Below are 20774 nucleotides of genomic sequence, written 5' to 3' on the forward strand. Positions count from 1 at the left end.
GACATCACAAGCGGGAGATGCCGTGCGGCTCGGCGGCCGCCCACCCGAGCGATCCCGTAGATTGTCCGCACACAGCACGCCGCGCAGGCCCCGGCCCGGATGCGCCCGCCGTCGTCCGCGCCGCCGACCCCGAGGAGACCCCCATGTCCCAGAACGCGCCTCAGAACCCCTCCGGCAGCCCGGCGGAGCCCCCGGCGGGCAGCCCGGTCTCCGAGCCCGCGCCGCAGACCCGCTCGGACGCCCCGGTGCGGGAGCCCGCGTCCGAGCGCGGCGCCGCCCGCCGGGCGCCGCAGACCGATCCGAAGCTCGACGGCCACAGCTCCGGGCCCGGCGCCGGGGTCTGGGCGGCGCTGATCGTGGGCATCCTGGTCCTGATCGTCCTGCTGATCTTCATCCTGCAGAACATGGAGGATGCGACGATCCACTTCATGTCATGGACCTCGTCGATGCCCACGGGCGTGGCCATGCTGCTGGCGGCGATCGCCGGCGCCCTGGTCATGGGACTGGTCGGCTCGGTGCGCCTGTTCGCCGTGAACCGCCGCGTGCGCAGGCTCGAGAAGGAGCGCGAGCGCATCAAGTCCACGCTGGGCTGAGCGCCCCGGCTCCAGCGGCTCGATCGATGCCCGATGCCCGCACTGCCTCGAGCCGTCGGCCCGCCGATGCCGTGGTGATCCTCCACCCGCTGCGTCGGCGGGCCGAGGCGATCGCCGAGATCTCCCTGGCCGTCGGAGCGGCCTGCGGGCTCGAGGTGCGCATCGAGCGCACCACACCGCAGCGTCCCGGCGCGCAGCAGGCGCGCGAAGCGGTGGCCGCGGGGGCGCAGCGGGTCGTCGCCGTCGGCGGCGACGGCACCGTGCGCTCGGTGGCCGCCGGACTGGCCGGCTCCAGGGTGCCGATGGGGATCATCCCCACCGGCACGGCCAATCTCTTCGCCCTCAACCTCGCCCTGCGCCCGCGGCGCGGTCGTCGGGCGCCGGCCGCGGACCTGCATCGAGCCCTGACCGGGAGCCCCTCGGCCCACGATGTCGGGCGGCTGCGCTGGCGCGACGCCGAGGGGCGCGAGCATCACGCGGTGTTCCTGATGGCCGCGGGCCTGGGGGAGGACGCCGCCGTCGTGGCGGAGACCACCGAGGCGCTGAAGGCCCGCGTCGGCTGGCCGGCGTACCTGCTGCGCGGCGCCGCGCGGCTGAGCGCGGCGGACCACCTGATCGAGATCCGGGTGGATGCGGGCGCCTGGACGCGGCTTCCGGCCTGGTCCGTGCTGATCGGCAACGCTCCGAGGATTCCCGCCGGGGTGCGCGTCTTCCCGGGAGCCCGCACGGATTCGGGACGGCTGCAGGTGCTGCGGGCGGCCCCGGCATCGGCGGCGGGCTGGGCGGGCATCGCGTGGCACGGGGCGACGCGTCGCCCGCAGCGCGCGGCGGGGCTGCACTACGAGCACGCGCACCGGGTCGAGCTCGCGAGCTCCCCGCTGCCGCTGCAGGCCGACGGCGATGTCCTGGGTCGCGCGATCCGGGTCGAGGCCCGTGTGGACCCGGCGGCGCTGCTGGTCGCCTGCTGACGGCCGCAGCCGGCCGGCATGCGCGTCGGGCCCCGATGCCACACTGAGCCCCGCACGATCCCGCCCCGCATCCCAGGAGGAACTCCCCATGGCAGCCCAGCTCCAGCCCTTCGTCATGTTCTTCGGGCAGCGCCACGGCCAGGCCGAGCAGGCCCTGACCACCTGGGTCAGCGCCTTCCCCGACTCCGAGGTCCTCGAGCTGGCGCGCTGGTCCGAGCAGGACGAGAACGAGGTCGCCGGCACGATCTCCCAGGGGATCGCCCGCATCGCCGGCACCCGGGTCCGGGTCTTCGACAGCAGCTTCGACCACGGCTTCCCGATCACCCCGGCGGTGTCGATGTTCGTCGAGCTGGATGCCCCGGAGCAGGTCCGCGCCGCGCACGAGATCCTGGTCGACGGGGGCGCGGAGCTCATGCCCCTGGGGGAGTACCCGTTCAGCAGCTGCTTCACGTGGCTCCAGGACCGCTGGGGCGTCACCTGGCAGATCAGCGTCGCGCTCTGACAGCAGCGCGCCCCGTTCCGGGGACCGGCCGGGCCCGGGTGCGGACCCGTCGGAGGCGGACGACGGCCCCGCCCACCGAGCCGGTGAGCGGGGCCGTCGCGCGGCTCAGGGCCGCAGCGGATGCTCGCCCCGCACGGGACGAGCGCCCGCCTCAGGCGAGGCGGCGCCTCACCTCCTGAGGCTGTCGATGGCCTCGTTGAGCGTGGCCGAGGGGCGCATGACGGAGAAGGCCTTGTCGTCCTCGGGGCGGTAGTAGCCGCCGATGTCCACGGGCGAGCCCTGGACGCCGAGCAGCTCGCCGACGATCTTCTCCTCGCCGTCGGACAGGCGCTGGGCCACGTCGGCGAACGCGGAGGCCAGCTCGGAGTCCGCGGTCTGCTGCGCCAGCGCCTGGGCCCAGTAGAGCGCCAGGTAGTAGTGCGAGCCGCGGTTGTCGATCTCGCCGGCCTTGCGCGAGGGCGACTTGTTCTCCTCGAGGAACCGCCCGGTGGCCTCGTCCAGCGCATCCGCGAGGACCTGGGCCTTGGGGTTGTCGAAGCGCGTGGCCAGGTGCTCGAAGGAGGCCGCCAGCGCCAGGAACTCGCCGAGGGAGTCCCAGCGCAGGTGGTTCTCCTCGACCAGCTGCTGGACGTGCTTGGGCGCGGAGCCGCCCGCACCGGTCTCGAACAGGCCGCCGCCGTTCATCAGCGGGACGATCGAGAGCATCTTGGCCGAGGTGCCCAGCTCGAGGATCGGGAACAGGTCCGTGAGGTAGTCGCGCAGGACGTTGCCGGTCACCGAGATGGTGTCCTCGCCCCTGCGGAGGCGCTCGATCGTGAACTGGGTGGCGGCCACCGGGTCCATGATCCGGATGTCCAGGCCCTCGGTGTCCTCGTCGGCCAGGTACTGGTCGACCTTCTCGATGAGGTTGCGGTCGTGGGCGCGGGATTCGTCCAGCCAGAACACGGCCGGCATGCCGGAGTCGCGCGAGCGGCGCACGGCGAGCTGGACCCAGTCCTTGATCGGGGCGTCCTTGGCCTGGCAGGCGCGCCAGATGTCGCCCTGCTCGACGTCGTGGGAGAGCAGGACCTCGCCCTTCGAGTTCAGGACCTCCACGGTGCCCGGGGCGGGGATCTCGAAGGTCTTGTCGTGCGAGCCGTACTCCTCGGCCTTCTGCGCCATGAGGCCCACGTTGGGGACGGTGCCCATGGTCGTGGGGTCGTAGGCGCCGTTGGCGCGGCAGTCGTCGATCACGGCCTGGTAGACGCCGGCGTAGGACGAGTCCGGCAGCACGGCCAGGGTGTCCTCCTCGGTGTCGTCCTCGGACCACATGTGACCGGAGGTCCGGATCATGGCCGGCATGGAGGCGTCCACGATCACGTCGGAGGGCACGTGCAGGTTGGTGATGCCCTTGTGCGAGTTGACGTAGGCCAGGGCGGGACCCTCGGCCAGGCCCTTGTCGATCTCGGCCTTGATGCCGTCGCGGACATCGGCGTCGAGCTCCTGCGATCCGGAGAGGATCGAGGCCAGGCCGTCGTTGGCGGACAGGCCGGCCGCGTCGAGCTCCTCGCCGTAGACCTCGAACAGGGTGGGGAAGAAGGCCCGGACCACGTGGCCGAAGATGATGGGGTCGGAGACCTTCATCATGGTGGCCTTCAGGTGCACCGAGAACAGGACGCCCTCGGACTTGGCGCGCTGCACCTGCTCGGCCAGGAAGCCGTCCAGGGCGCGGGCGGACATGAAGGTCGCGTCCACGACCTCGCCGGCCAGCACCGGGACGGACTCCTTGAGCGTCTGGACGCCGTCCTCGGTCCTCAGCCGGATCGTCAGCGTGTCATCGGCCGGGATGACCACGGACTGCTCGTTGTCCCGGAAGTCGTTGGCGCCCATGGTGGCCACGTTCGTCTTGGAGTCCGAGGACCACTCGCCCATGCGGTGCGGGTTCTTCTGCGCGTAGCTCTTCACGGCCTTGGGAGCGCGGCGATCCGAGTTGCCCTCGCGCAGGACCGGGTTCACGGCCGAGCCCTTGACCTTGTCGTAGCGCGCGCGGGCGTCCTTCTCCTCGTCCGTGCTCGGGTCCTCGGGGTAGTCCGGGATGTCGAAGCCGGCGCTCTGCAGCTCCTTGACCGCGGCCTTGAGCTGCGGGACGGAGGCGGAGATGTTGGGCAGCTTGACGATGTTCGCCTCGGGAGTCTTGGCGAGGTCGCCCAGCTCGGCCAGGGCGTCGTCGAGGCGCTGGTCCTCGGTGAGCCGCTCCGGGAACTGGGCGATGATGCGGCCGGCCAGGGAGATGTCGCGCGTCTCGACCTCCACGCCGGCGGTGGTGGCGAACGCCTCCACGATCGGCTTGAAGGAGTAGGTGGCCAGCAGCGGGGCCTCGTCGGTCTTGGTCCAGATGATCTTGGGCATATGAGTCGTGACTCCTTCGTTCGACGTCATGCGGTGCGTGATCGACATCAAACCTACCCGATCCGCCTTTCCCGTCGGAGGGGCGGATCCGCGGTTGCGCGGGCCGAGAACAGGGGCGGCGGAGCGCGTCCGCTCCAGCGCGCGGACGGCCGCGACGGGTACAAATGGACCATGCTCTGGAGATGGCTCGTCAATTCCCTCGCGGTGGCCCTGGCCACCGCCCTGGTGCCCGGCATCGAGCTGCACGCCGGTACCCTCGGCACGCAGGTCCTGGTGATCGCGATCGTCGCCGCCGTCCTGGGCGCGTTCAACGCGGTGGTCAAGCCGGTCCTGCAGCTGCTCACCGGATGCCTCATCGTGCTCACGTTCGGGCTGTTCCTGATCGTGATCAACGCGGTGATGCTCATCGTGACCTCCGTGGTCATGGAGGTCTTCGGCGGGTACTGGTCCGTGGACTCCTTCTGGCCCTCGGCGGTGCTGGGCTCGCTGGTGATCTCGCTCGTCAGCCTGCTCCTGGGGGCGGGCCGGCCGCGGCGTCGCGAGGTCGTGGTGGTCGAGCAGCGCGGGCCCGCCGTCCCCGGCCGCGATGCCTACGGCCGGCCTCTGCGCGGCAGCCCCCATGCCCCGCAGGGCCCGGCGCCCCAGACCTACCGGTACCGCGGCGACGACGGCCGGATCCACGAGGGCGAGATCTACGATCCCGAGGACCCGACGGGCCGGGGCCGCTGAGCGGCTCGCCGCCGACGTCCTCGGCGGGCGCACCAGGGCCCGCGTCGTGCGGGCGGACGCCCCCGCCCGATCAGCCCAGCAGCGCCAGGCTCACCGCCATGACGCCCATGCCGGCCACGACCCCGTAGACGCACAGGTGGTGCCCGCCGTACTCCTCGGCGGTGGGCAGCAGCTTGTCCAGCGAGATGAAGACCATGATCCCGGCGACCCCGGCCAGCACGGCTCCGAACAGCGCGTCCGTCAGGAACGGGCGCAGGAGCGCGTAGCCCAGCAGCGCCCCGGCAGGCTCCGAGAGCCCGGACAGGAACGACAGTCCGATCGCCCTGGCCCTCGACCCGGTGGCCTGGAAGACGGGCACGGCCACCGCGATGCCCTCGGGGATGTTGTGCAGGGCGATGGCCGCCGCGATCGCCACGCCCACCGACGGGTCGCCCAGGGCCGCGGCGAAGGTCGCGAAGCCCTCGGGGACGTTGTGGATCGCGATGGCCAGGGCGGTCAGCATGCCGGTGCGCAGGAGGCGGCCGTCGACGGGGGCGGCCGCACCGGCTCCGTCGTGCGGCCGGGGCGGCGCGCCCGGCGGGGAGACGGCGTCCCCGGGGCCATGGGCGAACTCGTGCGGGTTGGCATCGTGCGGCACGAGGCGGTCGATCACCGCGATCACGGCGATGCCGGCGAAGAACCCGGCGACCATGCCCCAGGTGCCCGGGCGCTCGCCCCACGCCGAGCCCAGCAGCCCCTGCGCCTCGGCCAGCAGCTCCACGAACGAGACGTAGAGCATCACCCCCGCGGAGAAGCCCAGGCTCAGCGCCAGGAACGACCCGTTCGAGCGATGCGTGACGAAGACGGCCAGGCCGCCCAGCCCCGTTGCGAGCCCGGCGACGACCGTGAGCAGAAGCGCTGCGGCCAATCAGCCTCCTCGGACGGCCGGATCCGGCGCGATCAGGATCAGAGGTAGCGGGTCGGGTCGAACGCGTCGAGATCGATGATGCGCAGGCGGGGCAGCGGTGCCTTGAAGGCGTCGAAGTCGTCCTCCAGGTCCACGATCTGCAGGCCCTTCTCCTCCATCTCGTGCAGGCCCGCCGAGAGCAGCTCGCGGAAGCACAGGACGGCCACGCGACGACCGTCGTCGAGCAGGGCCTCGATCTGGTCGTGGAAGTCGATGTCGTGGGAGGCCAGGATGACGTCGCCGCGGCCCTGGGCCAGGATCGCGTCGAGCATGCGCTGGATGCCGACGTCGACGACCTTGACCCGCGGCGGGGCGGCCAGCGGGATCACCTGGTAGTCGAAGCCGCGCAGGGCCGCCACGAAGCTGAAGGGGAGGTGGCCGTTGGAGCCGTTGAGGAAGAACAGGCCGTTGGTGTCCTGGTTCCACAGCTTCCGGGCGCCCTTCATCACCTTCTCCCAGCGCGGACGCTCCTCCGGCTTGGGCTTGCGCTCGAGCAGGGACATGCCCAGGGTCGCGTCGATGTTCTCGCCGTCGACCAGCAGGTAGGTCACCGGCTGCCGCGCGGCGCCGGACGTCGAGGGGGCCTCGGCCGTCGCGGGCTCGGGGGCGGTCGTCGTCCCGTCGGAGGGCGGAGCCGTGCCGGCGGGATCGAGCGGGGCCGCGCCGGCGGCGGCGGAGTCGGAGCGGCGCGTGCCGAACTGGGTGCTCTCGTGCGGGACCATGCCTCCGAGGGTACGGGAGTCCGCCGCACCGGCTCCCCTCGGACGGCCTGCGGCCGCTTCGATGTGGTGCGCCTTACACAACGCCGATAGCCTGGGCCCATGAGCGCCATCCATCCCGTCCTGAATCCCGCCCGCGTCCGCTCGGACCTCTCCCGCCTGGGGCGGGAGGCCGAGCAGTACCTCTCCACCGTGGAGTCGTTCCACGACGACGAGTTCGACCAGCCGTCGCACTGCGAGGGCTGGAACCGCGCCATGGTGATCGCCCACGTGGCGATCCTGGCGCGGCGCTTCACGCGTCTGCTCGAGTGGGCCGAGACCGGCCAGGAGCAGCAGCTCTTCGAGTCGCAGGAGGAGCGCACCCGGGACCACGAGGAGCTCGCGGCCAAGCCCCGCGCCGAGCTCAAGGCGGAGGCCCGCGCCTCGCTCGAGGCCTTCATCGCCGCCGCCGACGTGCTGACCGGCGAGTTGAGGGCCGAGGAGGTCGGCATCGGCCCCAAGCGCTTCCCGGCCACCTCGATCCCCGCCGTCGTGATCGCGGAGGTCGTCGTCCACCACGCGGATCTGGACACCCAGTGGGAGGTCGAGGAGGCCGATCCCGACTCCCTGCTCAACGCCGTGACCGCCGGCGTGCTGAACCTCTCGGTCAAGGACTCGCCGGGCCTGACCATCGTCACCGACGAGGGCGACGAGTGGGTCATCGGCGACGGCTCCCTGCGCGTGGAGGGCGACCGCGAGGGCATCCTCGACTGGATCTCCCGCGGCCGCTCGCACGGCATCTACCTGCCCGAGGGCGTCGACGAGGCCCCGGAGCTGCCGAGCTGGTGATCGCCCGGCCGCTCGACGGCACGCAGGGACGACACGGGGGCGCCCGCACCGGGTCCGGTGCGGGCGCCCCCGTGCCCGCCCGGGGGGGCAGCCCGCCGGCGGCCGGCGGCGGGGGGGGCCCGGCCCCGCCGGCGGCGGCCGCCTCGCCCCCGTGCCCGTCAGGCGGCTCAGCCGTCGCGGTGCTGGCGGGCCCTGACGGCCTCGAGGTGGCGCGGATTGATCGCGATCGCGTGGGGCGCGTAGTCCTCGTGCTTCTGCAGCCACGACTTCACGTACGGGCACACCGGCACGATCCGGAAGCCGTGCTCGATCGCGTCGTCCAGAGCGAAGCGCACCAGCTGCGAGGCCACGCCCTGCCCCTCGAAGGCGTCGTCGACCTCCGTGTGGAAGAAGATCCGCTCGGGGCGCTCGCAGTCCGGGGCGTCGACCCAGTAGGCCCTGCCGGCCGTCTCCTCGCCGGCCAGGGCCTCGTAGCGCATGCGGCCGGAGTTGTTCAGGAAGCTCAGATCAGTCATCGCGGGCCTCGGCTCTCCTCTTCCGGTCCAGGGCGCGCTCCCGGACCGGGTACTCGGACAGGATGGAGATGCGGTTGAAGGCGCCGATGGTCACGGCGGCCCACTGGACGGCCGCGTACTGGGCGTCGGTGAGGACCTCCCGGGCGGCCTCCTGGCGCGAGCGGCGGGTGATCGCATCGGGCAGCTCGACGGTGATCTCGGCGATCGTCAGCGCGGCGCACTCGACGTCGTCGAACAGATCCGTCTCCTGCCAGGCGGTCAGCACGGCGAGCTGGCGATCCGTGACACCTGCCCGGCGGGCCAGCTTGACGTGCATGTCCAAGCAGAACGCGCAGCCGTTGAGCTGGGAGACGCGGACGTTGATCAGCTCCGCGACCGAGCGGGGCAGGCCCGCCGCCGCCAGGGACTGCGCGACCTGCCGGGAGACGCCGTTGAGCGCCTTCCACGACGCCGGGTCGGCCTTGTCGAGATAGAACCGCTGGTCATCGCTCATGCCGCCAGACTAGCGTGACGTATCACGTAGTACAAGGGCGGGGCAGGGCGCCGCCGGGCGGCCTGCGTCGCCCCGTCGATCCGACCGGGGCGACGCCGGCCCGGCGCTCAGTCCGCGGGCGCCTCCAGGGCCGCCAGCAGGCGGGCGAGCTCCCGGCGCCGGGCTTCGTCCAAGGGGGCCATCGGGTGACGCGGGTCCCCGACGGGCACGCCCTGCAGCTCGAGACCGGCCTTGACCGCGGCCACGAAGGACCCGGACATCATGGACTCGAACAGCGGGTAGAGCCTGTCCCACTCGCGGCGGGTCCGCTCGTGCTCGCCGGCGAGCACCGCATCGTGCACGGAGACCAGCTGGCGGGGGACCACGTTGGCGGTGCCGGCCATGATGCCGGCTGCTCCCTCGGTCAGCGCCGACAGCGCGTAGACGTCCCAGCCGATGAAGATCTCCAGGCGATCGCCCAGCCCGCGGATCAGCTCCAGGCCCAGCTGCCAGTCGGCGCTCGAGTCCTTCATGCACCGGATGTGCTCGTGCTCCTCCGCGAGCCGGCCGGCGATCTGCGGCGTCAGGGTGACCCCCGTGGCCCCGGGGATGTTGTAGAGCATGATCGGCAGCTGCGTGGACTCGGCCACTCGGCGCAGGTAGTCGACGGTCTCCGCCTCGGTCAGCGGCTCGTAGTACGGGGTGACCACCATGAGGACATCGGCTCCGGCCTCCTCGGCGGCCCGGGTGTGGCGCAGGGCCTCGGCCGTCGTGACGGCGCCCGTCTGGGCGATCACGGGCACCCTGCCGTCGACGTGCGCGGTGACCTCGTCCACGAGGCGCATGCGCTCCGACTCGGACAGGGCCGCGAACTCGCCTGTCGAGCCGCCGGCCACGACGCCGTGCACGCCGCCGTCGATGGAGCGGTCGATCACCTGCCGCAGCACCGGGACGTCGATCCGTCCCTCGGCGTCGAAGGGGGTGGCCAGCGCGGTGAGCACGCCGTGCAGGGTCTGATCGCGGGTCATGGCATCTCCTGGGTGAGTCGGTCGAGCGGGCGGTCGGAGCGAGCGGCCCCTGCGGCGAGCTGACGCCGGGTGGCCAGTTCGCTGGCCGCCTTCTGCGCCGCGGCGAAGCCGGAGGCGATCGCGGATTCGGTGTAGAGCGAGCCCATGTAGTCCCCGGCCAGGAAGACCCGCCCCTGGGGGCTGGCCAGTGCGGGCTGGAGGCGGCCGCGGCCCGGGAAGCTGTAGGGGGCCCCCGTGTGCCAGCGCTGCACATGGGCCTCCTCGACCAGGCTCGCCGATCCGGGCAGCGTGGCCTCGAGGTCCTCCAGGTACTGCTCCAGGATCTCCTCGTCCGTCCGCTCGAGCAGACGGTCGGCCAGGGAACCGGGGGAGAAGACCATCAGGCTGCCGCCGGGACGACGCGAGCGCTCGGCCCCGCGCTGGATGCTCCCCTGGTTGATCAGCACGCTGAACGACCGCTTGGGGGCCGCGATGCCGTAGGCGCCGTCCCAGGCCTGGGGCTCGGTCTCCCCGGTCAGGAACGCGGCGGAGACGTAGGAGCCGTAGCGGATGGCGCCCAGGGCCTCGTGGGCGTCGGCTGCGAGGTTCTCCGCCAGGCGGTGGCTGACATGGGCAGGCGTGGCCAGCACGGCCGTCCGTGCGGTCTCGGTGCGGGGTGCCCCGTTCTCGTCCCGGTAATGGACCTCCACGTGATCCGCATGGCGGATCACCCGCTGCACGGAGCACCCCAGCCGCAGCTTGTCGCCCAGGCCGGCGGCCATCGCCTCGGTCATCGTGGAGGGCCCGCCGAGGATGCTGCGGCTCAGGCCGGCGCCGATGTTCCAGACGAGGGAGAAGTACCCGATCCCCGCGCCGGCGGAGATCTGGTCGGGGTCGCCGGCCGAGCGGGTCACCGTGGGGCGGAACAGGGCGTCGGCATCCTCCGGGAGCCGCCCCGTGTACTCCTGGAACGTGCGCCGGGACTCGAAGTCGTAGATCCGCTGCTGGCGCACCGCTGCGCTCTCTCCCGGGCGGGTGCGGGTCTCCCAGGCGTAGCGCAGGACGTCCAGGCTCACCCGGGCCCCGGCTCCCAGCAGGGCGGCCCGGGCGCCCAGCGGCATGGGCACGCGGAAGGCGTACGACGGCACCGGCCCCCGGGTCAGCAGCCGGCCGTTCATGGACAGCCCGGCCAGCGACCCCGGGATCTGCGTCCATGACGTCCCGGTCTCGGCGAAGAGCCGGTCCGTGGCGGTGCCCTCCCCGGCGAACATGTGCCCGCCCCAGTTCAGGACGTAGTCGCCGCGGGTCTCCGAGCGCAGCCGCCCGCCCACGCGCGGCGAGTCCTCGAGGACGGCGATGTCGCGGTGGCGCAGGCGCCAGGCTGCGGAGAGCCCGGCCAGTCCTGCGCCGATGACGATGGTGTCCAGCATGATGCGGCTCCTCTCGGAAGCGGTCGGGGGTCAGCGCGCCCCGGCGGGATCGGTGCCGGGGTCGGTGGCGGCGGCCGCGGGCACGATGGTCTGCGGCGCCGTCTCGGGGTCCTCCCACCAGTCGGCGTTGCGGATCCGCAGGGCCTTCGGGTCGAACTGCGGGTCCAGGCCGGCCGCGAGCTGGCGGTCGTAGTCGCGCATGATCCGCAGGACCACCGGGGTGAGGAAGAGCAGGCAGGTCATGTTCAGCCAGGCGATCAGCCCGTAGCCGATGTCGCCGGCAGCCCACATGGCCTCGGCATCGACCAGGCAGCCGAAGAAGGAGATGGCCAGGGCCCCGATCTTGAGCACGTTCTCCGCCGCGCGGCTGCGGCGCTCGCCCAGCAGGAAGAACAGATTGGTGGTCGCCACGTAGTAGAAGAAGACCTGCGACGTGAAGGCGAACAGCAGGATGGCCAGCGCCACCGCGACGGAGCCCCAGCCCGGGAACGTCGTGTCGATGGCCGCCTGGACGTAGTTGGGTCCTGCGACGAGCCCCGGGACGTTCTCGACGATCAGGCCGCCGTCGGGGTCGGTCACGTTGTACTGCCCGGTGAGCACGATCAGCACGCCGGTGGCCATGCAGACCAGCATGATGTCGAAGTAGATGCTGAAGGCCTGGACGACGCCCTGCTTGCCCGGGTGGGTCACGCGTGCGGCGGCCGCCGAGAAGGTGCCCTCGCCGAAGCCGGTGGCCGAGGCGAAGACGGCGCGGCGCACGCCCCAGGCCACGGCGTAGCCGACCATGCCGCCGAACACCGCGTCGGAGCCGAAGCCGGAGGCGAAGATCACGCGCGCGGTCTCCGGGACCAGCTGGATGTTCAGGACCACGATGACGGCCGCGGTGACGATGTAGCCGAAGCCCATGAACGGGACGACGGTCTGCGCGAACAGCACGATGCGCTTGGTCCCGCCCACGATCACGAGGGCCAGGGCCCCGGTGATGATCAGCGCGGTGCCCCAGGGCGGGATGCGGAAGGCCAGCTCGACGCTCGAGGCGATGTTGTTGGCCTGGATGCCGGGGAAGACGAAGCCGTAGCCGATCATCGTGACCAGGGCCAGCACGAAGGCGACCCGCGGCAGCCGGAGGCCGTAGCGCACGTAGTAGGGCATGCCGCCCCGGTCCTCGCCCTGGATGCGCCGCTTGTAGACCTGGGCCAGGACGCCCTCCGCGTAGGCGGTGGTGGAGCCCAGGAAGCCGGTGATGAGCATCCACATGATGGCGCCGGGCCCGCCCGCGGCCACGGCCGTGGCGACGCCGGCGATGGATCCCACGCCCATGCGGCTGGAGAGCGTCAGCGCGAGAGCCTGGAACGAGGACATGCCGGCCTCGCTGGAGCCGCCCTGCGCGAGCTGGCGGAGCATGTCAGGAAGCCGGCGGATCTGAATGCCCTTGGTGAGCAGCGTGAACAGCACGCCGAGGCCGAGGGCGAAGTACGCGAGCGGATTCCAGATGATGTCGCTCACGGTGGTGATCAGTTCGGTCACATCGGACTCCCTTGGCTCGTCCGCAGCCCGGCGGGGCCGTGTCGTGGATGTGCGATCAGTGATCACAAAATAGGGCAGAGTGATGAGGATCACAAGATGCTGCGGCGATCCGATGTGCTGCGTCGTTCCCGGGCGGTCCGCGCGGCCGCGCGGCGGCGATCGGCGGCACGCAGACACGCCGAGGTCGATACGGGAATGTTGCGGATGTCAGATCGTCCACCCTGCGGCCCTGTGGGGCCGCCCGGCCCGGACGGACGGGCGAGATGGGGGCTTTCCCGTGGACCTTCTGCCGCGGAGTCCCCGGGTATGCGAGGGAGAGTCCCAGAAATCTCCGTGAACACTGGAAGCGAGCTGTAATCTGTCTCACACCTCGGGGTGCTGCAGATCACAATCACAGCTCCAGGACCCCATCGGCTTCCACATCAGGAGATCACCATGAACCCTTCCGTCTCCCGCCGCGGCCTCCTCGGCGCCTTCGCCCTCACCTCGGCCTCGGCCCTCGTCCTGACCGCCTGCGGGGGCGGGGACGGAGGGGGGGCGGCTCGAGCGAGCCGATCACGGCCTTCGGCACCGAGCCCGAGAACCCGCTGGTGCCGACCAACACGACCGAGCAGGGCGGCGGGCGCATCGTCACCCTGATCTTCGTGGGCCTCATCTCGTACGACGACAACTCCGAGCCGGTCAACGAGCTGGCCGAGTCGATCGAGTCCAACGAGGACAACACCGTGTGGACCATCAAGATCAAGCCGGACAAGACCTTCACCAACGGCGAGGCGATCACGGCCCAGAGCTTCGTGGACTCCTGGAACTACGGCGCCGCCGCCAAGAACGCGCAGCAGGGCTCCTACTTCTTCGAGACCATCGACGGCTACGAGGACGTCGCCGCCGAGGGCTCGGAGCAGGAGGAGATGAAGGGCCTCAAGGCCGTCGACGACACCACGCTCGAGGTCACGCTGTCGGCCCCGGACTCCACGTTCGGCAACCGCCTGGGCTACAGCTCCTACGCGCCCATGCCCGAGTCCGCCTTCGAGGACATGGAGGCCTTCGGCGAGAATCCCGTGGGCTGGGGTCCGTACAAGATGGACGGCGAGGGCGCCTGGGCCCACGACCAGGAGATCCGCCTGGTCAAGAACGAGGACTACGACGGCTCGAGCACGGCGGCCAACGACGCCGTGACCTTCAAGATCTACCAGTCGGCCGAGGCGGGCTACACCGATCTCGTGGCCGGCAACCTGGACCTGCTGGACACCATCCCGCCCTCCAACATCGAGGTCGCCGACGGCGATCTCTCGGGTCGGCTCGCCGATCGCGAGTACGCCGGCAACTACGCCTTCGGCATCCCGTACTACCTCGAGGGCTGGTCCGGAGAGGCCGGGAAGCTTCGCCGCCAGGCGATCTCGAAGGCGATCGACCGCGACGAGCTCATCGAGGTGATCTTCAAGGGCCAGAACACCCCGGCCGTGGACTTCACCTCGCCGGTCGTGGCCGGCTACGACGCGGACGCCCTGCAGAACAAGGGCAACGTCGAGTTCGATGCGGAGGAGGCGAAGCGGCTCTGGGACGAGGCCGACGGCATGGAGCCCTACAGCGGCGACACGTTCGAGATCGCGTACAACGCCGACGGCGGCCACAAGGAGTGGGTCGACGCCGTCTGCAACATGATCAAGAACAATCTCGGCATCGAGGCGGCCGGCAAGTCGTACCCGACCTTCAAGGAGCTGCGCACCGAGGCCAACGACGGCAAGCTCACGTCGGCCTTCCGCTCGGGCTGGATGGCCGACTACCCGTCGCTCTACAACTTCCTCTCGGCGCAGTACGCCAGCGAGGGGTCGTCGAACGACGCCCACTACGAGAACCCCGAGTTCGACGACAAGCTCAAGGAGGGCCTGGCGGCGCCCAGCGACGACGAGGCGAACGCGGCGTTCCTGGAGGCGGACGACATGCTGCTCGAGGACCTGCCGGCGATCCCCCTGTACTACCCGAACCGCAGGAGCGGCTACAGCGAGAACGTGGACAACGTCGCGCTGACCTGGAACGGCGAGATCGACTACACCCAGGTCACCAAGGTCTGAGGCGGCAGGAAGCGGACCGGGGCGGCTCAGTCGCCCCGGTCCCGTCCCGCCCTCGCCTCAGCCGCACCGTTCCAGGAGCTCCACGCATCATGACCCACCTCGCGCCGGCGCGCCGGCCACTCCGCCCGACGGGGGGTGCCCGCTGACATGGCCTGGTACCTCGTCCGCCGCCTCCTCCAGATGATCCCGGTCTTCCTGGGAGCCATCTTCCTCGTCTACTTCCTGATGTTCGCCACCTCCGGCGACCCGACCGCCGCGCTGTGCGGCGAGAAGGGCTGCACCCCGGCCACCAAGGCCGCGCTCGAGGCGCAGTACAACCTGGACAAGCCGTTCCTGGTCCAGTTCCTGCTCTACCTCAAGGGCGTGGTCACCCTCGACCTGGGGGAGAACTTCTCCGGGCGGCCGATCCTGTCCGTCATCGCCGAGACGTTCCCCACCACGATCAAGCTGGCCGTGCTGGCCGTGATCTTCGAGGCCGTCTTCGGCATCCTCTTCGGCGTGATCGCCGGGATGCGCAAGGGGAGCTGGATCGACTCGGTGCTGCTGGTCGTCTCGCTGCTCGTGATCGCGGTGCCCGTGTTCGTGCTGGCCTTCGTGGCGCAGTACGTGATCGGCATCCACTTCGGCCTGGCCAGACCGACGGTCTCCGGAGGGGCCCCGCTCAACGAGCTCATCCTCCCGGCCCTGGTCCTCGGGGCGATGTCCTTCGCCTACGTCCTGCGGCTGACCCGCAACTCGGTCGCGGAGAACCGCGAGTCGGACCACGTGCGCACCGCCACCGCCAAGGGCCTGCCGCGGCGCCGGGTGATCCAGGTCCATGTGCTGCGCAACTCCCTGATCCCGGTCGTGACCTTCCTGGGCGCGGACCTGGGGGCCCTGATGGGAGGCGCGATCGTCACCGAGTCCATCTTCAACGTCAACGGCATCGGCAATCAGCTCTACTCCGCCATCAACCTGGGCGACGGGGCCATGGTCGTGTCGATCGTGACCCTCGTGGTGGTCATCTTCCTGATCACCAACCTGGTCGTCGATCTGCTCTACGCCGTGCTCGACCCGAGGATCCGATATGCCTGAGCCGACCCAGAACCAGACCCCGGACCTGACGCGGGGCGCTGCGCACGAGACCCTGGACCCCTCGCCGCGGGTCATGGGCTCGCACGAGGTGCACCTGCCGGATCACTTCGTCGCCCCGATCGCGGAGGAGCAGGGCCGAGCGGGGATCGAGCAGCAGCTCGAGGGAAAGCCCTCGAGCCTGTGGCGCGATGCCTGGTCGTCCCTGCGCCGCAATCCGATCTTCCTCGTCTCGGCGCTGCTGATGCTCTTCGTGCTGTTCGTCGCCGCGTTCCCCGGGGTGTTCACCTCCGCCTCGCCGACCGCCGGGTGCGAGCTGTCGAACTCCAACGGCGGCCCGGCCCCCGGTCACCCGCTGGGCTTCACCAACCAGGGCTGCGACATCCTGGCCCGCGTGGTCCACGGCACCGGCCCGTCCGTGCTCGTGGGCTTCGGCGCCACGCTCGGCGTCGTGATCATCGGCGGCCTGCTGGGCGCCCTCGCCGGCTACTTCGGCGGCTGGGTGGACGCGATCATCTCCCGCTGCATGGACATCTTCTTCGCGCTGCCGCTGATCCTGGGCGCGATCGTGCTGATGCAGGTCCCGGTCATGCGCGAGAACCGGGGCGTGGCCACCCTGGCCCTGACGCTCGTGATCTTCGGGTGGCCGTCGATCGCGCGCATCACCCGCAGCTCGGTGATCGCGGTGCGCAATGCCGACTTCGTGACCGCGGCCCGGTCGCTGGGCATGGGCCGCTTCGGCATCCTGTTCAAGCACGTCCTGCCCAATGCCGCCGGGCCCGTGATCGTGATCGCCACGATCTCGCTGGGCACGTTCATCGTGGCCGAGTCCACGCTGTCCTTCCTGGGCATCGGGCTGCCCGCGGAGGCCATCTCCTGGGGCAACGACATCTCGGCGGCGCGCCCGCAGCTGCGCACCAACCCCGAGACGCTGTTCTGGCCCTCGCTCATGCTCTCCATCACCGTGCTGAGCTTCATCATGCTGGGCGACTCGCTGCGCGACGCCCTCGACCCCAAGGGGAGGACCAAGTGAGCACCTCGGCGAACAGCCCCGAGCACGGCGGCGCGGCCGACGGCGGCACCGGTCGGCATCGCGCCGAGACCCAGGGGCCGTGGGCTCCCGGGCAGGAGCCGCTGACCCGCACGGGCCGGATGGTCAGCCTCAAGGCCTTCGACATGCTCCACGCGGACACCGTCGACAGCCGCGAGCGCCAGCACGGACAGACGCCGCTGCTGGAGATGAGGGGCGTCGGCATCACCTTCAGGACGGGCACCGGCGACGTCCAGGCCGTGGCCGACGCCGACATCCGCGTGATGCGCGGAGAGACCGTGGCCATCGTGGGGGAGTCCGGCTCGGGCAAGTCCACCTCGGCGCTGGCGGCCATCGGGCTGCTGGCCTCGAACGGGCGCGTGTCATCGGGGCAGATCCTCTTCGACGGGGAGGACATCACCCATCCGTCGGCCAAGCGGCTCGAGGCCCTGCGCGGCTCGCAGATCGGCATGGTCCCGCAGGACCCGATGTCGAATCTCAACCCGGTGTGGACCATCGGAGCGCAGGTCCGCGAGACGCTCAAGGCCAATGACAAGCCCCACGGGGACGCCGACGTGATCCGCGCCCTCGAGGAGGCCGGCCTGCCGGACGCCGAGCGGCGCATGAAGCAGTACCCGCACGAGTTCTCCGGAGGCATGCGCCAGCGCGCGCTGATCGCCATCGGGCTCTCGTGCCGGCCCCAGCTGCTGATCGCCGACGAGCCCACGTCCGCGCTCGACGTCACCGTGCAGCGCCAGATCCTGGATCACCTGGACCGGCTCACCGACGAGCTCGGCACCGCCGTGTTGCTGATCACCCACGACCTCGGCCTGGCCGCCGAGCGCGCGGACCGGGTGGTCGTGATGCAGAAGGGCCGCGTGGTCGAGTCGGGCCCGGCGCTGAGCCTGCTGCGCGACCCGCAGCACCCGTACACCAAGGAGCTCGTGGCGGCGGTGCCCTCGCTGAGCCCGGATGATCTCGCGGCCGACGTCGACAGCGGCGCCCCGGAGCTCATCCAGGTTCGGGATCTGGTCAAGGAGTACAGGACCCGCGGCTCGTGGGGCCGGTCCTCCGCGTTCCGCGCGGTGGACGACGTCTCGTTCAGCGTGCGGCGCGGCCGCACGACCGCGATCGTGGGGGAGTCCGGCTCGGGCAAGTCGACGATCGCCAAGATGCTGCTGGGCCTGGAGGACATCACCGCCGGGACCGTGACCGTGGACGGGAAGGACATCAGCGGGTTCAAGGGGCGCCAGTGGTTCGACTACCGGCGCAAGGTGCAGCCGATCTTCCAGGACCCCTACGGCTCGCTGGATCCCATGCGCAGCGTCTTCCGCTGCATCGAGGAGCCCCTGAAGGTGCACAGGGTGGGCGACACCGCCTCCCGGCGCGCCAAGGTCCACGACCTGCTGGATCGCGTGGCCCTGCCCCGGCAGCTCGGCGATCGGTACCCGAACGAGCTCTCGGGCGGCCAGCGCCAGCGCGTGGCGATCGCCCGCGCGCTGGCCCTGGATCCGGAGATCGTGGTGTGCGACGAGGCCGTCTCGGCCCTGGACGTGCTCGTCCAGGAGCAGGTCCTGCAGCTGCTCGGCCGGCTGCAGGAGGAGCTGGGCCTGACCTACCTCTTCATCACCCACGACCTGGCGGTGGTGCGCGAGATCGCCCACGACGTCTGCGTCATGGAGAAGGGCCGGCTCGTGGAGACCGGGACGGTCGAGTCCGTCTTCGAGCACCCGCAGCAGGACTACACCCGGCGGCTGCTCGACGCGATCCCGGGCAAGGACCTGCTGGAGGTCTGAGGCGACGGCCCGCCGCGCGACGGGCCCCGTCGACGTCCCCTGCCGGGCCGATGACGGGGCCCTCGTCCTGCCCCCTCGCGGGCGGGGCCTTCAGCCGACCACCCCGAGCTCGTGGGCCAGCACGACGGCCTGCACGCGATCCCGTGCGCCCGTCTTGGCCAGCACTCGGGAGACATGGGTCTTGACCGTGGCCTCGGAGAGCACGAGCGCGGCCATGATCTCGTGATTCGACAGCCCCCGCCCCACGAGCTCGAAGACCTCCTGCTCCCGCGGGGTGAGCGAGCTCAGCCGGGGGTCGTCGGCCACGACGCGCGGCGGCGGGTCGATGAACCGGCGCAGAAGCCGCTGCGTGGTCGACGGCGCGATCACCGCGTCGCCGCGGGAGCAGGTGCGCAGGGCGCCGAGCAGCTCCTCGGGCTGGGCGTCCTTGAGCAGGAAGCCGGAGGCGCCGGCGCGGATCCCGTCGAGCGCGTACTCGTCCAGGTCGAAGGTCGTCAGCAGGACCACCGTCAGCCGGGGGCGCCGGGCCAGGATCCGCCGGGTGGCCTCGAGGCCGTCCAGGCGCGGCATGCGGATGTCCATGAGCACGACGTCGGGCTCCTGGCCCGTTCCGGCCAGGCGCTCGACGGCCGCGACGGCCTCCTGCCCGTCACCCGCCTCCTCGACCACCTCCAGGTCGGGCTGGGAGCGGATCAGCATGGCCAGGCCGCCGCGCACGAGCGGCTGATCGTCGACCAGCAGGATGCGGAGGGGCTCGCTCATGACTCTGTCCTCTCGTCGTCGGTGCCGGGGCCGGCCTGCTCGACAGCGGCCCAGGGGGCCCCGGCAGCCCCGGCGTCCTCGGCGGCCGACACGGGCTCGGGGGCCAGCGCCTCGCCCGGCAGCCGACCGCGCACCGCCCAGCGGGTCGGGTCGCGGGGATCCGGGCCCGCATCGAGCGATCCGCCGTAGAGCTCGAAGCGCTCCCGCAGCCCCAGCAGCCCGTGTCCGCCGTGACCGCGTCCGGCCGCCGTCCGCCCGGAGGCCCCGAGGCCGTCGCTGCTCACGACGGCCTCCGCGCCGCGGGCGTCCGCCCGGAGCTCGACCTCGGCCCCGCTCGCGCCGGGGGAGTGCTTGAGCGTGTTGGTCAGCGCCTCCTGGACGAGCCGGTAGATCGCCAGCGAGGCGCCGGAGGGCAGCTCCGGCATCTCGTCGAGACCCCGGCAGCGGATCGGCAGGCCGGTCGCGCGCACGGACTCCAGCAGCTCCGGAAGGTCCGCCAGCCCCGGGACGGGCGCCCGCTCGGCCGGCTCGTCGGTGCGCAGCACGCCCAGCAGGCGCCGGGTCTCGGCCAGGGAGCCGCGGGCGCTCTCGGCGATCGTGACCAGCGCGATCTCGGCCGCCCCGGGGTCGGACCGGGCGGCATAGCGCGCGCCGTCGGCCTGGGCGATCACGACGGAGAGGGAGTGGGCCACCACGTCGTGCATCTCGCGGGCGATGCGCGTGCGCTCGTCGTGGGCGGCCAGGCGGATCTCCTGATCGCGCTCGACCTCGAGCCGCCGGGCCCTCTCGGCGAGCGCATCGGCCCGGTCGAGCTCCGCCTGCCGGCGCTCCAGGGTGGTCCGCCGCAGATCGCCGGCCAGGTGCGCGGCGATCATGACCAGCGCGGTGAGCAGCAGCAGGACGACGGCGCCGATGAGCCAGTCGGCGAACGGCACCTGCACGCCGGTGCCGTCGAGCGCGGGATTCAGCCACCAGCGCGGCCACAGCAGCGCGCAGACCAAGCAGGTCAGCAGGGCCAGCGCCAGCACGCCGCGGCGCGTCGGGCGCCGGCACCGCGACGCCACGGCGTGCATGAGCCAGGGGGCGGCCCACACGCCGATCGCGAAGGGCCATACGCGCAGGACGACGGCGCCGAGCAGGATCAGCGCCGCGAACAGGCAGGCGGCTGCCGCGGGGCGGCTCGCGCGCAGGTACAGCGGCACGAGCAGGACGAGCAGGAAGAGCACATGGATCCCGGCGGCCGCCGAGAGCAGCACGGGGACGGGCGCCAGCAGCGTCACGATGATCGCATTGCCCGCGACGGAATGCTCCTGGAGCCATCCGGCCGCGCGCACGTGCGGCAGCGACCGCCGGGTGTCCTCGACTGCCGGCATGCGCCCACCTCCTTCCGCTGCTCCGCAGCGTCGCCTCCGCCCCAGC

General features: G+C 71.7%; 19 protein-coding genes. 9 read left to right on the forward strand and 10 right to left on the reverse strand.

What is annotated here, in order from left to right:
- Positions 1-143: 143 nt before the first annotated feature.
- The 3 genes from FSY66_RS07400 (at position 144) to FSY66_RS07410 (ending at position 2063) form a co-directional block, all read left to right on the forward strand.
- Positions 144-593 carry a LapA family protein gene (locus FSY66_RS07400; RefSeq protein ID WP_144793010.1) on the forward strand — a complete coding sequence of 150 codons (450 nt, stop codon included), beginning with the start codon at positions 144-146 and terminating at the stop codon, positions 591-593.
- Between the two features lie 26 nt (positions 594-619).
- Entirely contained in the window at positions 620-1561 is a 942-nt protein-coding gene (locus FSY66_RS07405) for a diacylglycerol/lipid kinase family protein (protein ID WP_144793013.1), read from the forward strand.
- Positions 1562-1649: 88 nt separating this feature from the next.
- Positions 1650-2063 (forward strand): VOC family protein, encoded by a 414-nt coding sequence (locus FSY66_RS07410; protein WP_186304495.1) that lies wholly within the window; start codon positions 1650-1652, stop codon positions 2061-2063.
- A gap of 168 nt (positions 2064-2231) precedes the next feature.
- Here FSY66_RS07410 and FSY66_RS07415 read toward each other — a convergent pair whose 3' ends face one another.
- Positions 2232-4451, reverse strand: coding sequence for an NADP-dependent isocitrate dehydrogenase (locus FSY66_RS07415; RefSeq protein ID WP_144793019.1), 2220 nt, complete (start codon positions 4449-4451; stop codon positions 2232-2234).
- 171 nt (positions 4452-4622) lie between these two features.
- On the opposite strand from FSY66_RS07415, the gene FSY66_RS07420 reads away from it, so the two are divergent.
- A complete protein-coding gene (locus FSY66_RS07420; protein ID WP_144793022.1) occupies positions 4623-5180 on the forward strand; it encodes a phage holin family protein in 558 nt (185 codons plus the stop codon).
- 70 nt (positions 5181-5250) lie between these two features.
- Here FSY66_RS07420 and zupT read toward each other — a convergent pair whose 3' ends face one another.
- Positions 5251-6087: a zinc transporter ZupT gene (gene zupT / locus FSY66_RS07425; RefSeq protein WP_144793025.1), complete on the reverse strand. Its 837-nt coding sequence runs from the start codon at positions 6085-6087 to the stop codon at positions 5251-5253.
- Positions 6088-6125: 38 nt separating this feature from the next.
- Complete coding sequence (locus tag FSY66_RS07430; protein WP_313955543.1) at positions 6126-6848, reverse strand: PIN domain-containing protein; 723 nt, start codon at positions 6846-6848, stop codon at positions 6126-6128.
- A gap of 99 nt (positions 6849-6947) precedes the next feature.
- Here FSY66_RS07430 and FSY66_RS07435 point away from each other — a divergent pair, with 99 nt between their 5' ends.
- Entirely contained in the window at positions 6948-7673 is a 726-nt protein-coding gene (locus tag FSY66_RS07435; protein ID WP_144793028.1) for a maleylpyruvate isomerase family mycothiol-dependent enzyme, read from the forward strand.
- Between the two features lie 167 nt (positions 7674-7840).
- On the opposite strand, the gene FSY66_RS07440 is transcribed toward FSY66_RS07435, so the two are convergent.
- The 5 genes from FSY66_RS07440 to FSY66_RS07460 all read right to left on the reverse strand — a co-directional run bounded on the left by FSY66_RS07440 (position 7841) and on the right by FSY66_RS07460 (position 12624).
- Positions 7841-8188: a GNAT family N-acetyltransferase gene (locus tag FSY66_RS07440; RefSeq protein ID WP_144793030.1), complete on the reverse strand. Its 348-nt coding sequence runs from the start codon at positions 8186-8188 to the stop codon at positions 7841-7843.
- Positions 8181-8681 carry a carboxymuconolactone decarboxylase family protein gene (locus tag FSY66_RS07445; RefSeq protein ID WP_144793033.1) on the reverse strand — a complete coding sequence of 167 codons (501 nt, stop codon included), beginning with the start codon at positions 8679-8681 and terminating at the stop codon, positions 8181-8183. The genes FSY66_RS07440 and FSY66_RS07445 overlap by 8 nt, the downstream gene beginning before the upstream one ends.
- A gap of 107 nt (positions 8682-8788) precedes the next feature.
- Entirely contained in the window at positions 8789-9688 is a 900-nt protein-coding gene (locus FSY66_RS07450) for a dihydrodipicolinate synthase family protein (protein WP_144793036.1), read from the reverse strand.
- Complete coding sequence (locus FSY66_RS07455; RefSeq protein ID WP_144793040.1) at positions 9685-11097, reverse strand: protoporphyrinogen/coproporphyrinogen oxidase; 1413 nt, start codon at positions 11095-11097, stop codon at positions 9685-9687. The genes FSY66_RS07450 and FSY66_RS07455 overlap by 4 nt, the downstream gene beginning before the upstream one ends.
- A gap of 30 nt (positions 11098-11127) precedes the next feature.
- Entirely contained in the window at positions 11128-12624 is a 1497-nt protein-coding gene (locus tag FSY66_RS07460) for an alanine/glycine:cation symporter family protein (protein WP_144793043.1), read from the reverse strand.
- Between the two features lie 590 nt (positions 12625-13214).
- Between FSY66_RS07460 and FSY66_RS07465 the strand changes: the two genes are divergently transcribed.
- From FSY66_RS07465 to FSY66_RS07480, 4 genes are all read left to right on the forward strand, one after another.
- Entirely contained in the window at positions 13215-14696 is a 1482-nt protein-coding gene (locus FSY66_RS07465) for a peptide ABC transporter substrate-binding protein (RefSeq protein ID WP_260853566.1), read from the forward strand.
- A 147-nt stretch (positions 14697-14843) separates the two neighbouring features.
- Positions 14844-15770, forward strand: coding sequence for an ABC transporter permease (locus FSY66_RS07470; RefSeq protein ID WP_144793046.1), 927 nt, complete (start codon positions 14844-14846; stop codon positions 15768-15770).
- Positions 15763-16800: an ABC transporter permease gene (locus FSY66_RS07475; RefSeq protein WP_396350886.1), complete on the forward strand. Its 1038-nt coding sequence runs from the start codon at positions 15763-15765 to the stop codon at positions 16798-16800. The genes FSY66_RS07470 and FSY66_RS07475 overlap by 8 nt, the downstream gene beginning before the upstream one ends.
- A 143-nt stretch (positions 16801-16943) precedes the next feature.
- Positions 16944-18593, forward strand: coding sequence for a dipeptide ABC transporter ATP-binding protein (locus FSY66_RS07480; RefSeq protein ID WP_144793300.1), 1650 nt, complete (start codon positions 16944-16946; stop codon positions 18591-18593).
- A 90-nt stretch (positions 18594-18683) separates the two neighbouring features.
- Here FSY66_RS07480 and FSY66_RS07485 read toward each other — a convergent pair whose 3' ends face one another.
- Both FSY66_RS07485 and FSY66_RS07490 read right to left on the reverse strand, forming a co-directional pair.
- A complete protein-coding gene (locus FSY66_RS07485) occupies positions 18684-19355 on the reverse strand; it encodes a response regulator (RefSeq protein WP_144793049.1) in 672 nt (223 codons plus the stop codon).
- Entirely contained in the window at positions 19352-20728 is a 1377-nt protein-coding gene (locus tag FSY66_RS07490; RefSeq protein WP_186304496.1) for a sensor histidine kinase, read from the reverse strand. The genes FSY66_RS07485 and FSY66_RS07490 overlap by 4 nt, the downstream gene beginning before the upstream one ends.
- Positions 20729-20774 lie beyond the last annotated feature (46 nt).

This window comes from Kocuria palustris, assembly GCF_007666205.1.
GTDB classification, from domain to species: Bacteria; Actinomycetota; Actinomycetes; order Actinomycetales; family Micrococcaceae; genus Kocuria; species Kocuria palustris_A.